This window comes from Olsenella sp. SW781, assembly GCF_012027725.1.
GTDB lineage: Bacteria > Actinomycetota > Coriobacteriia > Coriobacteriales > Atopobiaceae > Thermophilibacter.
The window spans coordinates 58,977-74,430 of sequence record NZ_SJOU01000013.1 but is presented as its reverse complement, the minus strand read 5'-3'; the positions used below and the strand labels follow the sequence as shown (position 1 = coordinate 74,430).

Annotated in this window: 17 protein-coding genes; all 17 read right to left on the bottom strand. The window is 66.4% G+C overall.

Annotated elements, in window-relative coordinates; all coding sequences use genetic code 11:
- Nucleotides 1-70: 70 nt before the first annotated feature.
- The 17 genes from E0L17_RS08455 to glyA all read right to left on the bottom strand — a co-directional run bounded on the left by E0L17_RS08455 (nt 71) and on the right by glyA (nt 15,399).
- Nucleotides 71-700: an HAD family hydrolase gene (locus tag E0L17_RS08455; RefSeq protein ID WP_167930808.1), complete on the bottom strand. Its 630-nt coding sequence runs from the start codon at nt 698-700 to the stop codon at nt 71-73.
- Nucleotides 701-777: 77 nt separating this feature from the next.
- Entirely contained in the window at nt 778-1,695 is a 918-nt protein-coding gene (locus tag E0L17_RS08450) for an AraC family transcriptional regulator (RefSeq protein WP_167930807.1), read from the bottom strand.
- Nucleotides 1,696-1,705: 10 nt separating this feature from the next.
- Nucleotides 1,706-3,109 carry a phosphohexomutase domain-containing protein gene (locus E0L17_RS08445; RefSeq protein ID WP_286163388.1) on the bottom strand — a complete coding sequence of 468 codons (1,404 nt, stop codon included), beginning with the start codon at nt 3,107-3,109 and terminating at the stop codon, nt 1,706-1,708.
- Nucleotides 3,102-4,007, bottom strand: coding sequence for a UTP--glucose-1-phosphate uridylyltransferase (locus tag E0L17_RS08440; protein WP_167930805.1), 906 nt, complete (start codon nt 4,005-4,007; stop codon nt 3,102-3,104). The genes E0L17_RS08445 and E0L17_RS08440 overlap by 8 nt, the downstream gene beginning before the upstream one ends.
- Nucleotides 4,008-4,189: 182 nt before the next feature.
- Nucleotides 4,190-4,615 (bottom strand): metal-dependent transcriptional regulator, encoded by a 426-nt coding sequence (locus E0L17_RS08435; RefSeq protein WP_167930804.1) that lies wholly within the window; start codon nt 4,613-4,615, stop codon nt 4,190-4,192.
- Nucleotides 4,616-4,647: 32 nt separating this feature from the next.
- Nucleotides 4,648-5,928 (bottom strand): UDP-N-acetylglucosamine 1-carboxyvinyltransferase, encoded by a 1,281-nt coding sequence (murA, locus tag E0L17_RS08430; protein WP_167930803.1) that lies wholly within the window; start codon nt 5,926-5,928, stop codon nt 4,648-4,650.
- A 12-nt stretch (nt 5,929-5,940) separates the two neighbouring features.
- Entirely contained in the window at nt 5,941-6,375 is a 435-nt protein-coding gene (atpC, locus tag E0L17_RS08425) for an ATP synthase F1 subunit epsilon (RefSeq protein WP_167930802.1), read from the bottom strand.
- A 9-nt stretch (nt 6,376-6,384) separates the two neighbouring features.
- Nucleotides 6,385-7,863 (bottom strand): F0F1 ATP synthase subunit beta, encoded by a 1,479-nt coding sequence (gene atpD / locus E0L17_RS08420; protein WP_075278949.1) that lies wholly within the window; start codon nt 7,861-7,863, stop codon nt 6,385-6,387.
- Nucleotides 7,863-8,777, bottom strand: coding sequence for an ATP synthase F1 subunit gamma (atpG, locus tag E0L17_RS08415; protein ID WP_167930801.1), 915 nt, complete (start codon nt 8,775-8,777; stop codon nt 7,863-7,865). The genes atpD and atpG overlap by 1 nt, the downstream gene beginning before the upstream one ends.
- Before the next feature lie 6 nt (nt 8,778-8,783).
- A complete protein-coding gene (gene atpA, locus E0L17_RS08410; RefSeq protein WP_167930800.1) occupies nt 8,784-10,433 on the bottom strand; it encodes a F0F1 ATP synthase subunit alpha in 1,650 nt (549 codons plus the stop codon).
- Complete coding sequence (locus tag E0L17_RS08405; protein ID WP_167930799.1) at nt 10,430-10,903, bottom strand: F0F1 ATP synthase subunit delta; 474 nt, start codon at nt 10,901-10,903, stop codon at nt 10,430-10,432. The genes atpA and E0L17_RS08405 overlap by 4 nt, the downstream gene beginning before the upstream one ends.
- Entirely contained in the window at nt 10,893-11,504 is a 612-nt protein-coding gene (gene atpF / locus E0L17_RS08400; protein ID WP_167930798.1) for a F0F1 ATP synthase subunit B, read from the bottom strand. The genes E0L17_RS08405 and atpF overlap by 11 nt, the downstream gene beginning before the upstream one ends.
- A gap of 31 nt (nt 11,505-11,535) precedes the next feature.
- Nucleotides 11,536-11,739, bottom strand: a complete 204-nt coding sequence (gene atpE / locus E0L17_RS08395; RefSeq protein ID WP_075278954.1) for an ATP synthase F0 subunit C — start codon at nt 11,737-11,739, stop codon at nt 11,536-11,538.
- 102 nt (nt 11,740-11,841) lie between these two features.
- Nucleotides 11,842-12,651, bottom strand: coding sequence for a F0F1 ATP synthase subunit A (gene atpB / locus E0L17_RS08390; protein WP_353652970.1), 810 nt, complete (start codon nt 12,649-12,651; stop codon nt 11,842-11,844).
- A 2-nt stretch (nt 12,652-12,653) separates the two neighbouring features.
- On the bottom strand, nt 12,654-12,962 hold the full coding sequence (locus E0L17_RS08385; RefSeq protein ID WP_167930796.1) for a hypothetical protein: 309 nt from the start codon (nt 12,960-12,962) through the stop codon (nt 12,654-12,656).
- A 415-nt stretch (nt 12,963-13,377) separates the two neighbouring features.
- Entirely contained in the window at nt 13,378-14,025 is a 648-nt protein-coding gene (gene upp / locus E0L17_RS08380) for a uracil phosphoribosyltransferase (protein ID WP_167930795.1), read from the bottom strand.
- Nucleotides 14,026-14,142: 117 nt separating this feature from the next.
- Nucleotides 14,143-15,399, bottom strand: coding sequence for a serine hydroxymethyltransferase (glyA, locus tag E0L17_RS08375; RefSeq protein WP_167930794.1), 1,257 nt, complete (start codon nt 15,397-15,399; stop codon nt 14,143-14,145).
- Between the last annotated feature and the right edge of the window lie 55 nt (nt 15,400-15,454).

The window sequence follows — 15,454 nt, the reverse complement described above, 5'->3', positions numbered from 1 at the left end:
CGCGGGAATCGGGAGGTTCACGTTTCCTCCACAAGTAGAGGAGTTTAGCAGCGTTCTTCATCCGCTCATGCTAGAGGGCATAGTTGGCAATTAGGAGAACCTCCGAGGGTGCGTGAACCCAGTAGCTCGCCTGTTCGACGTACGATGCCGCGCCCCATCCGGCAAACACGAAGGAGACTCCTGCCGCACGCGCCGCCCGGGAGTCATGAGCGGTGTCGCCCACATAGATGGCCTCCTCCGGCTTTGCCCCGGCGCGCCTCAGGTACTCGAGCAGCGGATCCGGCTCCGGCTTGTGCCGATCGGTGTCCTCGGCGAGAACCATGTTCTCGAAGTAGCCGTCAATGCCAAGCGGAGAAATTACCGCCTCGTATTCGTCACGCCTGCGTGATGAGACGACTCCCATCTTCTTGCCGCTCTTGAGCAGCTCCTCGAGCATCTCGCGCACTCCATAGAAGAGCTTTACCTCGTCAGCATGCTCCCTCGCGAGCTCATCCCACCTCTCCAGGGCCCCTTCGTCGAGGATCCCCAGCTGTGCGAGGGCCTCGTCGCCCGGAATCCCCCGGGTAAACGCGAGGTCCTTGAGATCTTCCTCCTCGCCCGTCCACTCAAAGAGAAGGTCCTGGAGCGCACGCTGCGAGATGTTGTCCGTGTCCGCCAGCGTTCCGTCAACGTCAAAGATCACGTGCTTGAACCCTGCCATGTCAGCCCCCTTCGTTCGAGTTGCCTTGAGGCAAGTCTGCCGAGAAGAAGACCCCTGCACCATATTCATTTGTGCCACTAGGTATCGGATTCACGCCACCTGGCACGATAGGCGGACGGAGTGCTGCCCATGATTGTCCTGAACGTCTGCGAGAACTGCGTGGCGGACGAAAAGCCGCAGGACAGCGCGACCGACTCGATGGTTCTCGACGTATGGGCAAGCAGTCTGCACGACTGCCTCACCCGATACTCGCGAACGTACTGCGCGGGCCCCATGCCAACGTAGTCCCTGAACGAGCGAAAGCAGTCGCGCACGCTCGTGCAACCTGCCGAGGCGATGTCGGCAACCTCGATGGTCTCGGCATAATGCTCGTGCACGAAATCGCGCATCTTCTCAAAACGAAGATCGCGATGAGTCGGATATGACGCCGGGCCCTCGTCCATGAGCGGGCGGGCCTTCTCGAGGGCAAGCGCCCAGATTTCCGAGAGCAGTGACCGAAGGCGCAGCTCGTATGCGGCACCGTCCTCTGGGCGCAGGCCAAAAGACTCCCTAAAGAGGCTGAGGGCACGCGCGTCCTGCGGCGAATCCGCACTCCAGGAGAGAACCTCAGCCCTGCGCGCCTCGACAAGAGGGCGAATGCAGCGCTCAGTTATCCGACCACCCGCATCTTCAAGCAGTCCCGGCCTAAAGATGTGGCAGAGCTGAACCGTCCCGGAGCCCTCGTCTGTCGCGCGCGTCATGTGATAGACGCCCGCATTTACAAAGCCAGCCGACCCCGTCCCAAAGCTCGTGGCGCCGCGGAGAGTCCGGTACTCCAGCGACCCGCTCTGGACATAGAAAATTTCGACCTCCTGGTGCCAGTGCCAAGGACAGCTGCGATGCGGGTACCTGTCAAGCTCGGCGCACTCGAGGACATATGGCCAAGCGTCGGATATCTCCTCGATGCACTCCTCGTGCCCGCCCCCTCGAAGGGTGATGTGGTCGACGTTCTTCACGGAGGCGTCTTTATATGCCGCGTCGCACGACGTCACACGCTGCGGAGAGCAGCTCGTCTCTGTCCTGCTTCGTCGGAGCCTCCGCGTACACCCGCACCACAGAGCTCGTCCTCGAGGGGCGAACGAGCACCCAGGAGTCATCGGCGAACTGGAGCCTCAGGCCGTCGGCGTGAGAGACCTCGACAGGGCTTCTCCCTGCCAGCTCGCCGGGGTTGAGCCCCGGGAGGACGTTTCTGAACGCCTGGGTCGACGCCGCGTCGAGCCTGAGGTCGCGTCGCGCGTAGCACATCGTTCCCACGGTGCCCTCAAGCTCCTCGGCCATCGTTGACACCGACTTGCCCGAGCGCGCCACCATCTCAACGGCGAGCAGGGCAACGAGCAGGCCGTCCCTCTCGCGCAGATGCGTGGGCACGCAGACGCCCCCGTACTCCTCGACCCCCATGATCACGTCGGCGTCCAGCAGCTCCCTATATATCCTCGAGAACCCGACGGGGACCGACGTGACGCTGCACCCGAGGCGCGAGGCCTCGCGCGCTATGCACGCCGAGCAGGTGAGCGTCGTCACGACGCGCCCGTGAATCCCATGGCCCATCACGAGGTTGCCCAGCAGCATCGGAACCAGCACGCGTGCGGGAAGGAGCCGTCCACGCTCGTCTATGACGGCGGCGCGGTCGGCGTCTCCGTCAAGGGCGATGCCCATGTCGGCCCCCTGCGCCACAACGGCCTGCTCGCAGGCATCAACCCATGGTTCGACCGGGTCGGGGTGGATGCCCCCGAAGTCCTCACGAGGCTCGACGTGCATCTCCACGACGTCGCATCCGAGATCTCTCAGCAGGCGAGCGAGATGCGTGGTGCCCGACCCATACATGGCGTCGACGACCACGCGCGGGGCCCGGCGCTCGATGGCGTCGCCATCCACGACCGAGGCGAGGTCCTCAAGATATGGCCCGACGAGGTCGCACTCCTCGAAGGCTCCGCGCGACTCCGGCGGCGCGAGCGATATCGCCTGCTCCACCTCATCGAGAAAGCGCCTCGAGACGGGTCCCCCGTCCGCCCCGCGAACAAGAAGCCCGCCGTACTCGCACGAGAGCTCGCTCGCCGTGAGCATGACCGCGCCGCATGCCCGCTCGTCGCGCGCGCAGCTCCACCCCACGGCCGCCGTTGGGCACGGAACGTCCGAAACGCGCACGACAAGGCCGTACGAGGAGAGGATCCCCGCCGCGAGCCGCGCGAGCTCACGCGACTCGTGGCGGGTGTCAAAGCCCACGTACGCGGTCGTCCCGGGCATGGAGTCCGACCAGACGAGCCCAAGGCCGTCCGCAACGCGGGCGACGCCCTCGGCGTCGAAGCCGTCCTCGTAGCGCGCCCTCCAGCCGTCACTCCCGAAGCGGATGATGTCGCCCCTCCTATCCAAGAACCGCCGCGCCCTTCTCGCCAAACTCCTCACGGAAGGCGTCGCTGAAGGACGGGTCCTCGAGGGCCATGCGGGCGTTCGTGGCCGCCCAGGCGGCCGGGGTGCCGGTATCGCAGCCCTCCGCGGGGTCGACGACGAGCGCGTACATCTCCTCCTCGGCGAGCAGGCGCTCCATGGCATCGGTCAGCTGAATCTCATTGCCGGCACCGGGGCCCTGCGTCGCAAGCAGCTCCATGATGCGCGGGGAAAGCAGATAGCGGCCAACGATGAAGAGGTGCGAGGGCGCATACTCCGGTCGGGGCTTCTCGACGAGCCCCGTGACCTTCCAGACCGCGCCCTCCTGCTCGCCCTCGGCCTCAGTGCCCGGGAGGCACCCCACGCACTCGCCGGCGATGATTCCATAGCGGCTCACCTGGTCGGCGGGCACAGGCGCGACGGCGATGACCGAGGCGCCGCCGTGCTCGCGGGAGACCTCCGCCATGCGGACGCACATCTGGCGGTCGGGAACGAAGTAGTCGCCGAGAAGGACGAAGAACGGGTCGCGGTCAATCTCGTCGGCAGCCTGGAGGACGGCGTGGCCGAGGCCGCGGGCCTCGTCCTGATAGACGAACGAGACGGGAAGCGTCGAGGCCTCGTGGACGCGGGCGGCCTCCGCCGTCTTGCCACGCTTGCGCAGCATCGACTCGAAGGCGTGGTCGACGGAGAAGTAGGACTCGATCTGGGGCTTCTCGTGAGAGTTGACGATAACCACGCCGTCGACGCCCTCCGGCTCGAGGGCCTCCTCGACCACGTACTGAATGACGGGCTTGTCGAGCACGGGGAGGAGCTCCTTGGGGGTGCACTTGGTCGCGGGGAGGAAGCGCGTTCCGAGACCGGCGGCGGGGATGATTGCCTTCATGGGGTTTCCCTTCGGTAGGTTCGTTGCCGTGCCGCCCGATGCAGTCCGGCGGCACAAGAAACATACCCCATCATGCCGCTGACGGAACGTCCTTCTCTGCAAGTGGACGAAGAAGCGCGCCCTCCGCAGGGGAGGGCGCGCAAGCCACACAGTGAGTTCACATGTCTGGAGATGCCGTGCGGCTAGCTCGGGACGTCGATGCCCTGCCGCTCAAGGTAGGAGATGAGCCGCTCCATGGTGTCCTCGGACAGGACGTGCTCCATGAGGCACGCCTCCTGGTCGGCGACCTCGGGGTCGACCCCGAGGTCCGACTCGAGAAACGTCCTGAGCGCCCGATGCGCGCGCCACACGACGGCGGCGTAGCGACGGCCCTTCTCGGTCAGCGTCACGCGACCGTAGCGGTTCTGCGCGACCATATCCGTCTCCTTGAGCATGGAGAGCGCCTTGTTCACGCTCGCCTTGGAGACTCCCAGCTGCTCGGCAACGTCCACGGAGCGAACGGAGCCGTCCGTCGAGCCCCCCTCGGTGGACAGGCGGTAGATCGCCTCGAGGTAGTCCTCCCCCGCACGGGTGAGGGCGTGATCGCCCTGAACGCCGGTGTTGATCATGTGGTCTCCCGTTTCCTGCGCAGCCGCGGGACCTAGAGGTCGTCGTCCTCGCACTCGATGCTCGCACGCCGCACGCGCGCGCCCAGCGAGGCGAGCTTCTCGACAAAGCCCTCGTAGCCGCGGTCGATATGATGGATGTCAGAGACGGTGGTGATGCCGTCGGCCACGAGGCCGGCCATGACGAGTGCCGCTCCTCCGCGCAGGTCGGGGGACTTCACCTGCGCCCCTGAGAAGCCGTCGACGCCGTGGACGATCGCATGGTGACCCTCGATCGTGATGTTGGCGCCCATGCGCGAGAGCTCGCTCGCGAGCATGAAGCGGTTCTCGAAGACGTTCTCCGTGATGATGCAGCTCCCCTTGGCGAGGGCGAGCAGGCACATGGTCTGGGCCTGCATGTCCGTGGGAAACCCGGGGAAGGGCAGCGTCTGGATGTCGGTCGGGATGAGCGGGCGGTCGCGCCAGGCGGTGCAGACACGCTGGCCGCACTCGATCTTCACGCCCATCTGCTCGTACTTCCTGAGGACGAGCCCGAGGTGCTTGGGCTCGAACCCGCGTACGGTCACGGGGTCGCCGGTGAGGGCGCCGATGGCCAGGAAGGTCCCGGCCTCGATACGGTCGCCCACGACCTTGTGCGTGACCGGATGGAGCTCGGACACGCCCTCGATCTCGATGACCGGGGAGCCGGCGCCGCTGATCTTGGCGCCCATCTCGTTCAGCAGGTTTGCGAGGTCAACGATCTCGGGCTCGCGGGCAGCGTTGTCGATGGTGGTGACGCCCTCGGCGAAGACCGACGCCATCATGAGGTTCTCGGTGGCGCCGACGCTTGCAAAGGAGAGCGTGACAGTCTCGCCCTTGAGGCCGTGTGGGGCGCTCGCGTGGATGTTGCCGTGGTCGACCTTGAACTCGACCCCGAGTGCCTCGAGGCCAAGGATGTGCATGTCGATCTTGCGCGCGCCGATGTTGCAGCCGCCCGGCATGGCGACGACCGCCTTGCCGAAGCGGGAGAGCAGCGGCCCCAGGACGGCGGTCGAGGCGCGCATCTGGGCGACGAGGTGATACGGCGTCTCCCACGAGTCGACGGTCGAGGTGTCGATCTTGAGCTCGTGCTCGTTCACGACCTCGATCGTGGCGCCGATGTTCTTGAGCACCTTCCCCATGACGTGGACGTCGGCGATGTTGGGCACGTTGGTGAGCGTGGTCACGCCGGGGGCCATGATGGTCGCGGCCATGAGCTTGAGGGCCGAGTTCTTGGCCCCCTCGACGCGCACCTCGCCCGTGACGCGATGCCCACCCTCGATCTGAATGACGTCCATGAGGCCTCCGTGCTAGCGCTGGCCCGAAGCCGAGCCCTTGGTGACTTGCTTGAGCAAAAGGTTACACCACCGGACCTTGCTCTCGTAGTAGGCGCGGCGGTGGTCTCCGTCCTCAACCTGGTCGAGGTGCTCGAGGGCCAGCTCGCGCGTCTCGCGGACCTTGTCCGGGTCGATGTCGTCGACGCGACGCGCGTGGTCGGCGAGGATGATGACGCCATCGTTGTCGATCTCTGCATAGCCTCCGGAGACCACGACGTCATATTCGTGGCCGCCGTCGCGCTGAAGGGCGGTGATGCGCACGACGCCGTCGCCGAGCGCCACGATCTCCGCCGCATGCCCCGGCCAGACGCCGAGCTCGCCGGCGTAGGTCACGAGGATGAGGTGGTCGACGGGCCCGTCGAACATGAGCCCGTCGGGCCGCACAAACTGGCAGTTGAGCTCAGCCATGTCGCTCCCCTAGCCCTTTGCCCCGTCGGACATCGCGGCCGCCCTCTGGCGGACGTCCTCGATCGTGCCCGCGAAGCGGAACGCCTGCTCGGGCAGGTCGTCGCACTTGCCGTCGACAATCTCGGCGAAGGAGCGCACCGTGTCCTCGACGGTCACGTAGGTGCCGGGGTTGCCGGTGAACTTCTCGGCCACGTGGAAGGACTGCGAGAGGAACTGCTGAATCTTGCGCGCACGAGACACGACGTTCTGCTGCTCCTCGGAGAGCTCGTCCATGCCGAGAATGGCGATGATGTCCTGCAGGTCGGAGTACTCCTGAAGCGTCTCCTGCACCGCCATGGCCACGCGGTAGTGCTCCTCGCCGACAATCGAGGGGTCGAGCGCGGAGCTCGAGCTCGCAAGCGGGTCCACGGCCGGGTAGATGCCGAGGTCGGTGATGGCGCGCGAGAGGACCGTCGTGGCGTCGAGGTGCGTGAAGGTGGTGGCAGGGGCCGGGTCGGTGAGGTCGTCAGCGGGAACGTAGACGGCCTGGACCGAGGTGATCGAGCCCTCCTTGGTGGAGGTGATGCGCTCCTGGAGCTCGCCCATCTCCGTTGCCAGCGTGGGCTGGTAGCCAACGGCGGAGGGCATGCGGCCGAGAAGGGCCGAGACCTCGGAGCCCGCCTGCGAGAAGCGGAAGATGTTGTCGATGAACAGGAGCACGTCCTGGCCCTGGTCGCGGAAGTACTCCGCGGTGGTGAGGCCGGCGAGCGCCACGCGCATGCGCGCTCCGGGCGGCTCGTTCATCTGCCCGTAGACCAGGCAGGTCTTCTCGATGACGCCGGACTCGCTCATCTCGAGGTAGAGGTCGGTGCCCTCGCGGGTGCGCTCGCCGACGCCCGTGAAGACCGAGGTGCCGCCGTGCTGCTGCGCGAGGTTGTTGATGAGCTCCTGGATGAGGACCGTCTTGCCGACGCCCGCGCCGCCGAAGAGGCCCGTCTTGCCGCCGCGGACGTAGGGCTCGAGAAGGTCGATGGCCTTGATGCCGGTCTCGAAGATCTCGGTCTGCGTGGTGAGCTCGTCAAAGGACGGGGCGGGGTGGTGGATCGGATAGTACTGGACGTCGTCGGGCGTTCCCTTGCCGTCGACCGGCTGGCCCATGACGTTCCAGACGCGTCCGAGGGTGGAGGGGCCGACCGGCATCATCATGGGGTGGCCGGTGTCGCGCACCTTGAGGCCGCGCGTGAGGCCGTCGGTCGAGGACATGGCGACGGTGCGGACGACGCCGCCCGGGAGCTGGGACTCGACCTCGAGCACCGTGCTCACGTGGCCGACGGGGGTGTCACCCTCGACGGTGAGCGCGGTGTAGACGCTCGGGACCTGACCCTCGAACTGCACGTCGACGACGGGGCCGACGATGCGGACGACCGTGCCCACGCCGACGGAGCGGTTGAGCTTGTTGTAGGCCGCCTCCTCAAGCGCGGAGCGCGGCTCCAGGTTCTTCTCTGACATCAGTAGTCCTCCAATGCGGACGCGCCGCCGATGATCTCGTTGAGCTCGGTGGTGATGGCGCCCTGGCGCTCACGGTTGTACGTGCGTGCGAGCGAGTCCAGGACCTCCTTGGCGTTGTCGGTCGCAGACTGCATGGCGCGGCGGCGCGCACCATGCTCCGCGGCGGCGGAGTCGAGCAGGGCGTGGAAGATGACCGTCCGGAAGTAGGCGGGCATGAGGTGGCCCAGGACCTCGCTCGGCGAGGGGTCGAACGCGAAGTCGGTGTGCTCGTGCGCCCCCACCTTCGAGAGCGCCTCGCGCTCGCGCGGCTTGTTGGGCATCGTGAGCTGCTCCTTGGAGAGCGGCAGCAGCTGCTCGGTGACCTGGGTCTGCTCCACGCGGTTCTTGGCGTGCCAGTAGTACAGCACCACGCGATCGATTGCCCCGGACGCATAGCCGTCCATGACGTAGGAGGCAATGCGGTCCGCCTGGTCCATGTTCGGCTCAGAGGAGATGCCGACGAACGACATCACGGGGACGATCTTGCGGTACGTGAAGTACTCCGTGGGCTTGCGCCCGCAGGTGATGACCGACGAGGAGACCCCGCGCGCCGCAAGCTCGGCCATCTCGTGCTCGACCGCGCGCTGCTGCACGATGTTGAAGCCACCGGCAAGGCCGCGGTCAGACGCGATGAGGATGAACAGGACGTGCTTCTCGGCGGCGTGCCGCGCCAGAAGCGGCTGCGACGTGTCGAAACCCGCCGCGGCGACGTTGGCGAGCATGCGCGTGATGGCGTCCTTGTAGGGCTCCGCCTCCTCGGCCCTCGTGAGCGCCTTGCGAATCCGCGCGGTGGAGATCATCTCCATCGTTCGGGTGATCTGCATGGTGCTCTGGATCGAGGCGCGGCGCCTCTGTATCTCGCGCAGGTTAGCCATCGGGCACTACTCCTGACCGAGCGAGGGCGCGCCAGCGTGGTCGACCGTCGGCTCGGCGTTCTTCTCGACGTCCTCGCGCACCTTGTTGGGGTGCTCCTTGAGGAACTCCGCCTTGAAGTGGGCGATGTGCGTGCGCAGGCGGTTCTGCTGGTCCTCGCCGATCTTTCCGTCGAGCAGCGAGTCGCGCAGGCGCGGGTGGCGCTCTGCCATGTAGCGGGCGAGGCCGTCGCGGAACAGGTTCACGTTGCCGAGGTCGATGTCGTCAAGGAAGTCCTCCTTGGCGGCGAAGATGGCGATGATCTGGTCGCGCACGTCGAGCGCCGAGTAACGCTGCTGCTTGAGCAGCTCCATCATGTGGGCGCCGTGGTTGAGCTGATACTGCGTCGTGGCGTCGAGGTCGGAGCCGAACTGCGAGAAGGCCTGCTTCTCGCGGTAGGCCGCAAGGTCCAGACGCAGCGTGCCCACGACCTGCTTCATGGCCTTGACCTGCGCGTCGCCACCGACGCGCGACACCGAGATGCCCACGTCGACGGCCGGGCGCTGGCCCTGGAAGAAGAGGTTGGACTGCAGGTAGATCTGACCGTCCGTGATGGAGATCACGTTCGTCGGGATGTAGGCGGAGACGTCGCCCTCCTGCGTCTCGATGATCGGGAGCGCCGTGAGCGAGCCGCCGCCGTTGGCGTCGGAGAGCTTGCAGGCACGCTCGAGCAGGCGAGAGTGCAGATAGAAGATGTCGCCGGGATAGGCCTCGCGTCCGGGCGGACGATGCAGCGTCAGCGACATCTGACGATATGCCACCGCCTGCTTGGAGAGGTCATCATAGACCACGAGGACGTGGCCGCCGGGGTGCTCGGCATCGGCGGGGTTGCCGTGCTCGTCGTTGTACATGAAGTACTCGCCGATCGCGGCGCCCGCCATGGGGGCGATGTACTGCATCGGCGCGGAGTCGGCGGCGGTGGCGGCCACGATGACCGTCTTGTCCAGGACGCCGCGCTGCGAGAGGGACTCGCGAATCGTGGCGACCGTGGAGGCCTTCTGGCCGATGGCCACATAGATGCAGATCATGTCGGTCTTGCGCTGGTTGACGATGGCGTCGATGGCGATTGCCGTCTTGCCCGTCTTGCGGTCGCCGATGATGAGCTCTCGCTGGCCACGCCCGATGGGCACCATCGCGTCGACGGCGAGAAGGCCCGTCTGGACGGGCTCGCACACCGGCTGGCGCTCCATGATGCCGGGGGCCTTGAACTCGATGGGGCGGCGATGCGTGGTGTTGATGGGGCCGAGGCCGTCGATCGGCTGGCCGAGGGGGTTCACTACGCGGCCGAGCATGGCGTGTCCGACCGGGATATCCATGACGCGGCCGGTGGTACGGCACTCGTCGCCCTCCTTGATGTCCTCGACATCGCCGAAGAGGACGGCACCGACCTCGTCGCGGTCGAGGTTCTGGGCGAGGCCGTAGACGTCGCGCCCGGTGAGAGAGCTCGTGAACTGGAGAAGCTCACCGGCCATGGCGGTCTTGAGGCCCGAGACGTGCGCGATGCCGTCTCCGACCTCGGTCACGACGGAGGCCTCCTGCCTGTCCACCGTGGCGCTGATGGCCGCGAGCTCCTTGCGGAGCGTGTCCATGATCTTCTGCGAGCTGATGGAGTCCGTCACTTCTCCTCACCTCCAATGAACGAAGAGGAAAGCGTCTTTCTGATGTTTGCGAGCTGGGCGCGGACCGAGGCGTCGTAGCGCTTGCCACGCACCTCGAGCATGATGCCGCCGATGATGGCGGGGTCCACGCGCTCGACGAGGTAAACCGGGGCGTCGAGGTCATGCTCGGCCTTCTCGCGCACCTTGGCGCGAAGCGCCTCGTCCATGGGGACGGCGGTGGTGACCGTCACCGAGACCGTGCGGTCCTCGGCGTCGAGCAGCTCCTTGTACTGCTTGGCCACCTCCGCCACGAGGTCGAGGTCGTCCTCGCGCTGCATGGCGGCAAGGGTCTCCAGGACCTCGGGCGAGAACTTCCTCGCATGCTGCCACTGGACGAGGTCCGCGTTGGCGCGACCCTCGGAGCGGGCCGCCTCGATGAGGGCCCGGGTGTATGCCTCGACCCTATCGGCGTCGGAGCGCTTAGTTGCCATTTGAGGTGCCCACTTCCGCGAGGTACTTCTCGGCAAGGCGACGCTGCTGCTCGTCGGTGAGGTCGTTGCCGATGATCTTGCTCGCAATCTCCACGGAGAGGTCCACCACGGAGCCTGAGAGCTCGATCATGGCCTTGTGACGCTCGGAGTCCACGGCGCCATGCGCCTTGGCGATGATGTCGACGGCCTCCTTCTGGGCCTTGGCGAGGATGCGCGAGCGCTCCTCCTCGGCCTCCTTCTTCGCCTTGGCGACGATGGCCTCGGCCTCGCGATGGGCCTCGACGATCTTCTCGTCATAGGCGCGGGCCTGCTCGGCGGCCTCGACCTTGGAGCGCTCGGCGGCGTCGAGGTCGGACTGGATCTTCTCCTGGCGCTTCTCCATCATCTGGAGCACCTGCGGCCAGACGAGCTTGGCGAGGACGGCCCAGATGATGAGGAAGGCGATGAGGGCCGGGACGAACTCGGCCACCTTGGGGATGAGGATGTCGGCGCCGACCGCGGACTCCTCTGCGAGCGCCACCGTCGGCATCGTCGTCAGCGCGAGGGCGAGGCCCCCGGAGACGGCCGCGGCCGAGGCGGCTCTGTGTGCGGTGTTCTTCATGCGTGCCTCCAACTCGCTCGTGCGACAGCCCTTACTTGACGATGAGGCTGACGACGAAGCCGATGAGGGCGAGCGCCTCGACGAACGCCGAGCCCAGGATGAAGACCGTGAAGAGACGGCCCTGGACCTCGGGCTGGCGAGCCATGCCCTGAGCGACACCGCTGGCGGCAAGGCCGATGCCGATGCCCGCGCCGATAACGCCGAGACCATAACCAACGACACCGAGAGCTCCCACTGTTCCTCCTTTGACATCCGCCCCGCGCTCCTGTCGCGCACGTTGGGGCGAGTTCAAACCAAACGTACTATGCACTGCGGGCGTGCCCGCGAGTTGCCGCTGCTACTCCTCGTCCGACTCCGCGATCTGGATGTAGACCGCAGAGAGCAGGGCGAAGACATATGCCTGGATGGCGGCGACCATGATCTCCACCACGTAGATGACGAGCAGGATGCCGACCCACAGCACGGACGCGCCGGCCTGGATCGCCGTGGCCACGGAGAAGGCCTGGATCATCGGCTCGAAGAAAAGAGAGGCCAGAATCGCAAAGGTGCCCATGACGACGTGGCCCGCGAAGAGGTTGCAGAAGAGTCGGACGGCGAGCGTGATGAGGCGAAGGATCGTGGAGAAGACCTCGATGAGCCACACCAGCGCGTTGAGCGGGAAGGAGACCCCCTCCGGGGCGAGGCTCTTGACGTAGCCGAGCGCGCCCTTCTTCTTGATGCCGCACACGATGAAGTAGACGAACGAGCAGAGCGCGAGCGCGGCGGTGGTGGAGATGGTGCCGGTGCCCGGCTTGCAGCCCGGGATGATGCCCACGATGTTGTTGGCGAGAATCACCATGAAGATCGAGGCGATGAACGGGAAGTGCTTCTTCCAGGTGTCCCCGAGCAGTCCCTTGCACATGTCGTCGCGCACGAACTCGACGACATACTCGACGCCGTTCACGAAGGCGCCCTGCGGGACGAGGCTCTGAGACTGCTTCTTCTTGAAGACGAGAAGCACCACCAGCAGCAAGATGATGGCGACCGCGAACCAGAACGTGTACTGGGTGAGGCCCGCGCTGTCGAGTTGGCCGACGATCGTCTGGGACGTGAAGCTCTTGACGAGCTCGCTTACCTCATCGCCCAGGCTGTCCAGAGGATTGCCCACGCTCATCCTTCCCTTCTATGCGGGGAACGGCCGTTGGCCGCCCTCCAGGCGCGAATCGCCTCGACCGTCCAAAAGAGCAGGAACGAGCCGACCAGCGCACAACCGAACTCCAAGAAGCCCCCGTTCGCGGCAGCATACACCACAAGCAGGACGACGGTAAGGGTGAGAAACGACATGCTTACCGCCGCGAGGCCGGCGGCGAGCGACACCCCCTGACCTCCCCTCAGAGCCCGCTCGAACAGCACCGCAGGCGCGACGCACCCCAGAAGACCGAAGAGCGCGCCGGAGGCGATGGCGACCTGAGGTTCCAAGCGCGCGCCTCCCGTCCGAGCGAATTAAGGACATTGGAAGTCTAGCGCGACCGCGAAATAGGTCAAGCTGGCCCCCTCCCGCCCCCGATTCGTCACAATCGTGAAGAGTTCTTCTCGCCGGTTCTTCTCGCCCGTTCTTCTCGCCAGCCCCGCTCGGCGCGGCCCGAGCGACGCCCGGGAGTTGTCAAAAGCGGGGTCGCGGCAAAATCGCGTCGCTCGACGTTGCAGAAATGCGGGTCTTGGCAGTCGCGGAATCTCGGCAACTGGGGAGATGTCATCGCCTGTTGTGAAAAGCGGACCTATGGCAGCCGAGCTGCTGCCATAGGCCCGAATCTCACAACGCAAATCCGCGGCCAGCTGCCACGACCGCACTTTCCAAAACGCGCGGGGCGAGAAGGACGGCGCGCCGCACGCCCTACTTGGTGCCGTAGATGCGGTCGCCCGCGTCGCCGAGGCCCGGCAGGATGTAGGCGTGGTCGTTGAGCTGGCGATCGAGCGCGCAGGTGTAGAGGCGCACGTCCGGGTCGAAGTCAAGCGTCGCGCGCACGCCCTCGGGCGCGGAGACGAGCGTCAGGCAGCGGATGTCCTTGACGCCGGCCTCGCGGAGGAACTGGATGGCCGCCGTGAGCGAGCCGCCGGTGGCGAGCATGGGGTCGACGACGAGGCAGATGCGGTTCTCGATGTCGGGCGGGAACTTGCAGTAGTACTGATGCGGCACGTGCGTCTCGGGGTCACGGTACATGCCCACGTGGCCCACGCGCGCGGAGGGGACGAGCTGGAGCAGGCCGTCCACCATGCCGAGGCCGGCGCGCAGGATCGGGATGATGGCGACCTTCTTGCCGGAGAGCCGGCGGCACGTGGTGACCTCGAGCGGCGTCTCCACCTCGACGTCCTCGAGCGGGAAGTCGCGCATGGCCTCATAGCCCTCGAAGATCGCAAGCTCGTTCACGAGCTCGCGGAACTGCTTGGTGGGCGTGTCCTTGTCGCGCAGGATGGAGAGCTTGTGCTGCACGAGCGGGTGGTCGATGACGGTGAAGCGTGCCGGGTCGAACTCCTCTGCCATGGATTCTCCTTCGTTGTCTAGTTGCCTATTTGGGGACAGGCCCCTTTTAGGCAAGTTTGCAGGTATGAACACTTGCCTAAAAGGGGCCTGTCCCCAAATAGGCAACCGGACGAGAGGCTAGCCGAGCTCGGGGTAGAGCGGATGCTCGGCGAGCAGCTCGCGAACCTCCATGCTGATGCGGTCCATGAGCTCGTCGTTGCCGTGGCCCGAGACGACGTCACCGATGAGCTCGCCCACGCGCTCGCACTCCTGCTCACTGAAGCCTCGGGTGGTGACGGCGGCAGAGCCCACGCGGATGCCGCTCGTGACGAAGGGCGAGCGCTTCTCGCCGGGGATGGTGTTCTTGTTGACCGTGATGCCCACCGAGTCGAGCAGCCCCTCGGCGTCCTTGCCCGTGACGTCCCCCGCCGGGGTGAGGTCGACGAGCAGGAGGTGGTTGTCGGTTCCGCCGGAGACGAGGCGCAGCCCGCGGGACTCCATGCCGCGCCCGAGCGCCTTGGCGTTGGCGAGGATGGCATCGGTGTAGGCAGCGAAGTCCGGCGAGAGCGCCTCGCCGAAGGCGACGGCCTTGCCGGCGATGACGTGCTCGAGCGGGCCGCCCTGGCTTCCGGGGAAGACCGCGGAGTTGAGCTTCTTGGCAAGGTCGGCGTCGTTTGCCAGGATGAGGCCGCCGCGCGGTCCGCGCAGGGTCTTGTGGGTGGTGGAGGTGGTGACGTCAGCGTAGGGCACGGGGCTGGGATGGCGGCCCGTGGCCACGAGGCCGGCGATGTGCGCCATGTCGACCATGAGGGACGCGCCCACGCCGTGCGCGATCTGGGCGAAGCGCTCGAAGTCGATGGTGCGCGGGTAGGCCGAGGCACCGGCGATGATCACCTTGGGGCGGTGCTTCTCGGCGAGCTCCGCCACGACGTCATAGTCGATGCGCTCCGTCTGGGGATCAACCCCATAGGAGACGATGTTGTAGAGCTTGCCGGAGAAGTTGGCAGGCGAGCCGTGCGTGAGGTGGCCGCCGTTGTCGAGCGCCATGCCCATGACGGTGTCGCCGGGAGTCGCCAGCGCCGCGAGGGCGGCGTAGTTTGCCTGGGCGCCCGAATGCGGCTGCACGTTGGCAAAGCCCGCGCCAAAGAGCTTGCAGACGCGGTCGCGCGCGAGGTTCTCCGCACGGTCGACAGCCCAGCAGCCGCCGTAGTAGCGCTTGCCCGGCAGGCCCTCGGCGTACTTGTTGGTGAGGGGCGACCCCACGGCCTCCATGACGGCCAGGGAAACGAAGTTCTCCGACGCGATGAGCTCGACGGACGAGCGCTGGCGACGCAGCTCGTCCTCGACCGTGGAGAAGACCTCGGGATCGGACGCTCTCAGGTGCTCGCAGAACATGGGACCTCCTCTGGTTGGGAGCCGCCCCGAGCGCCATCACGCGCCCCGCGCGGCC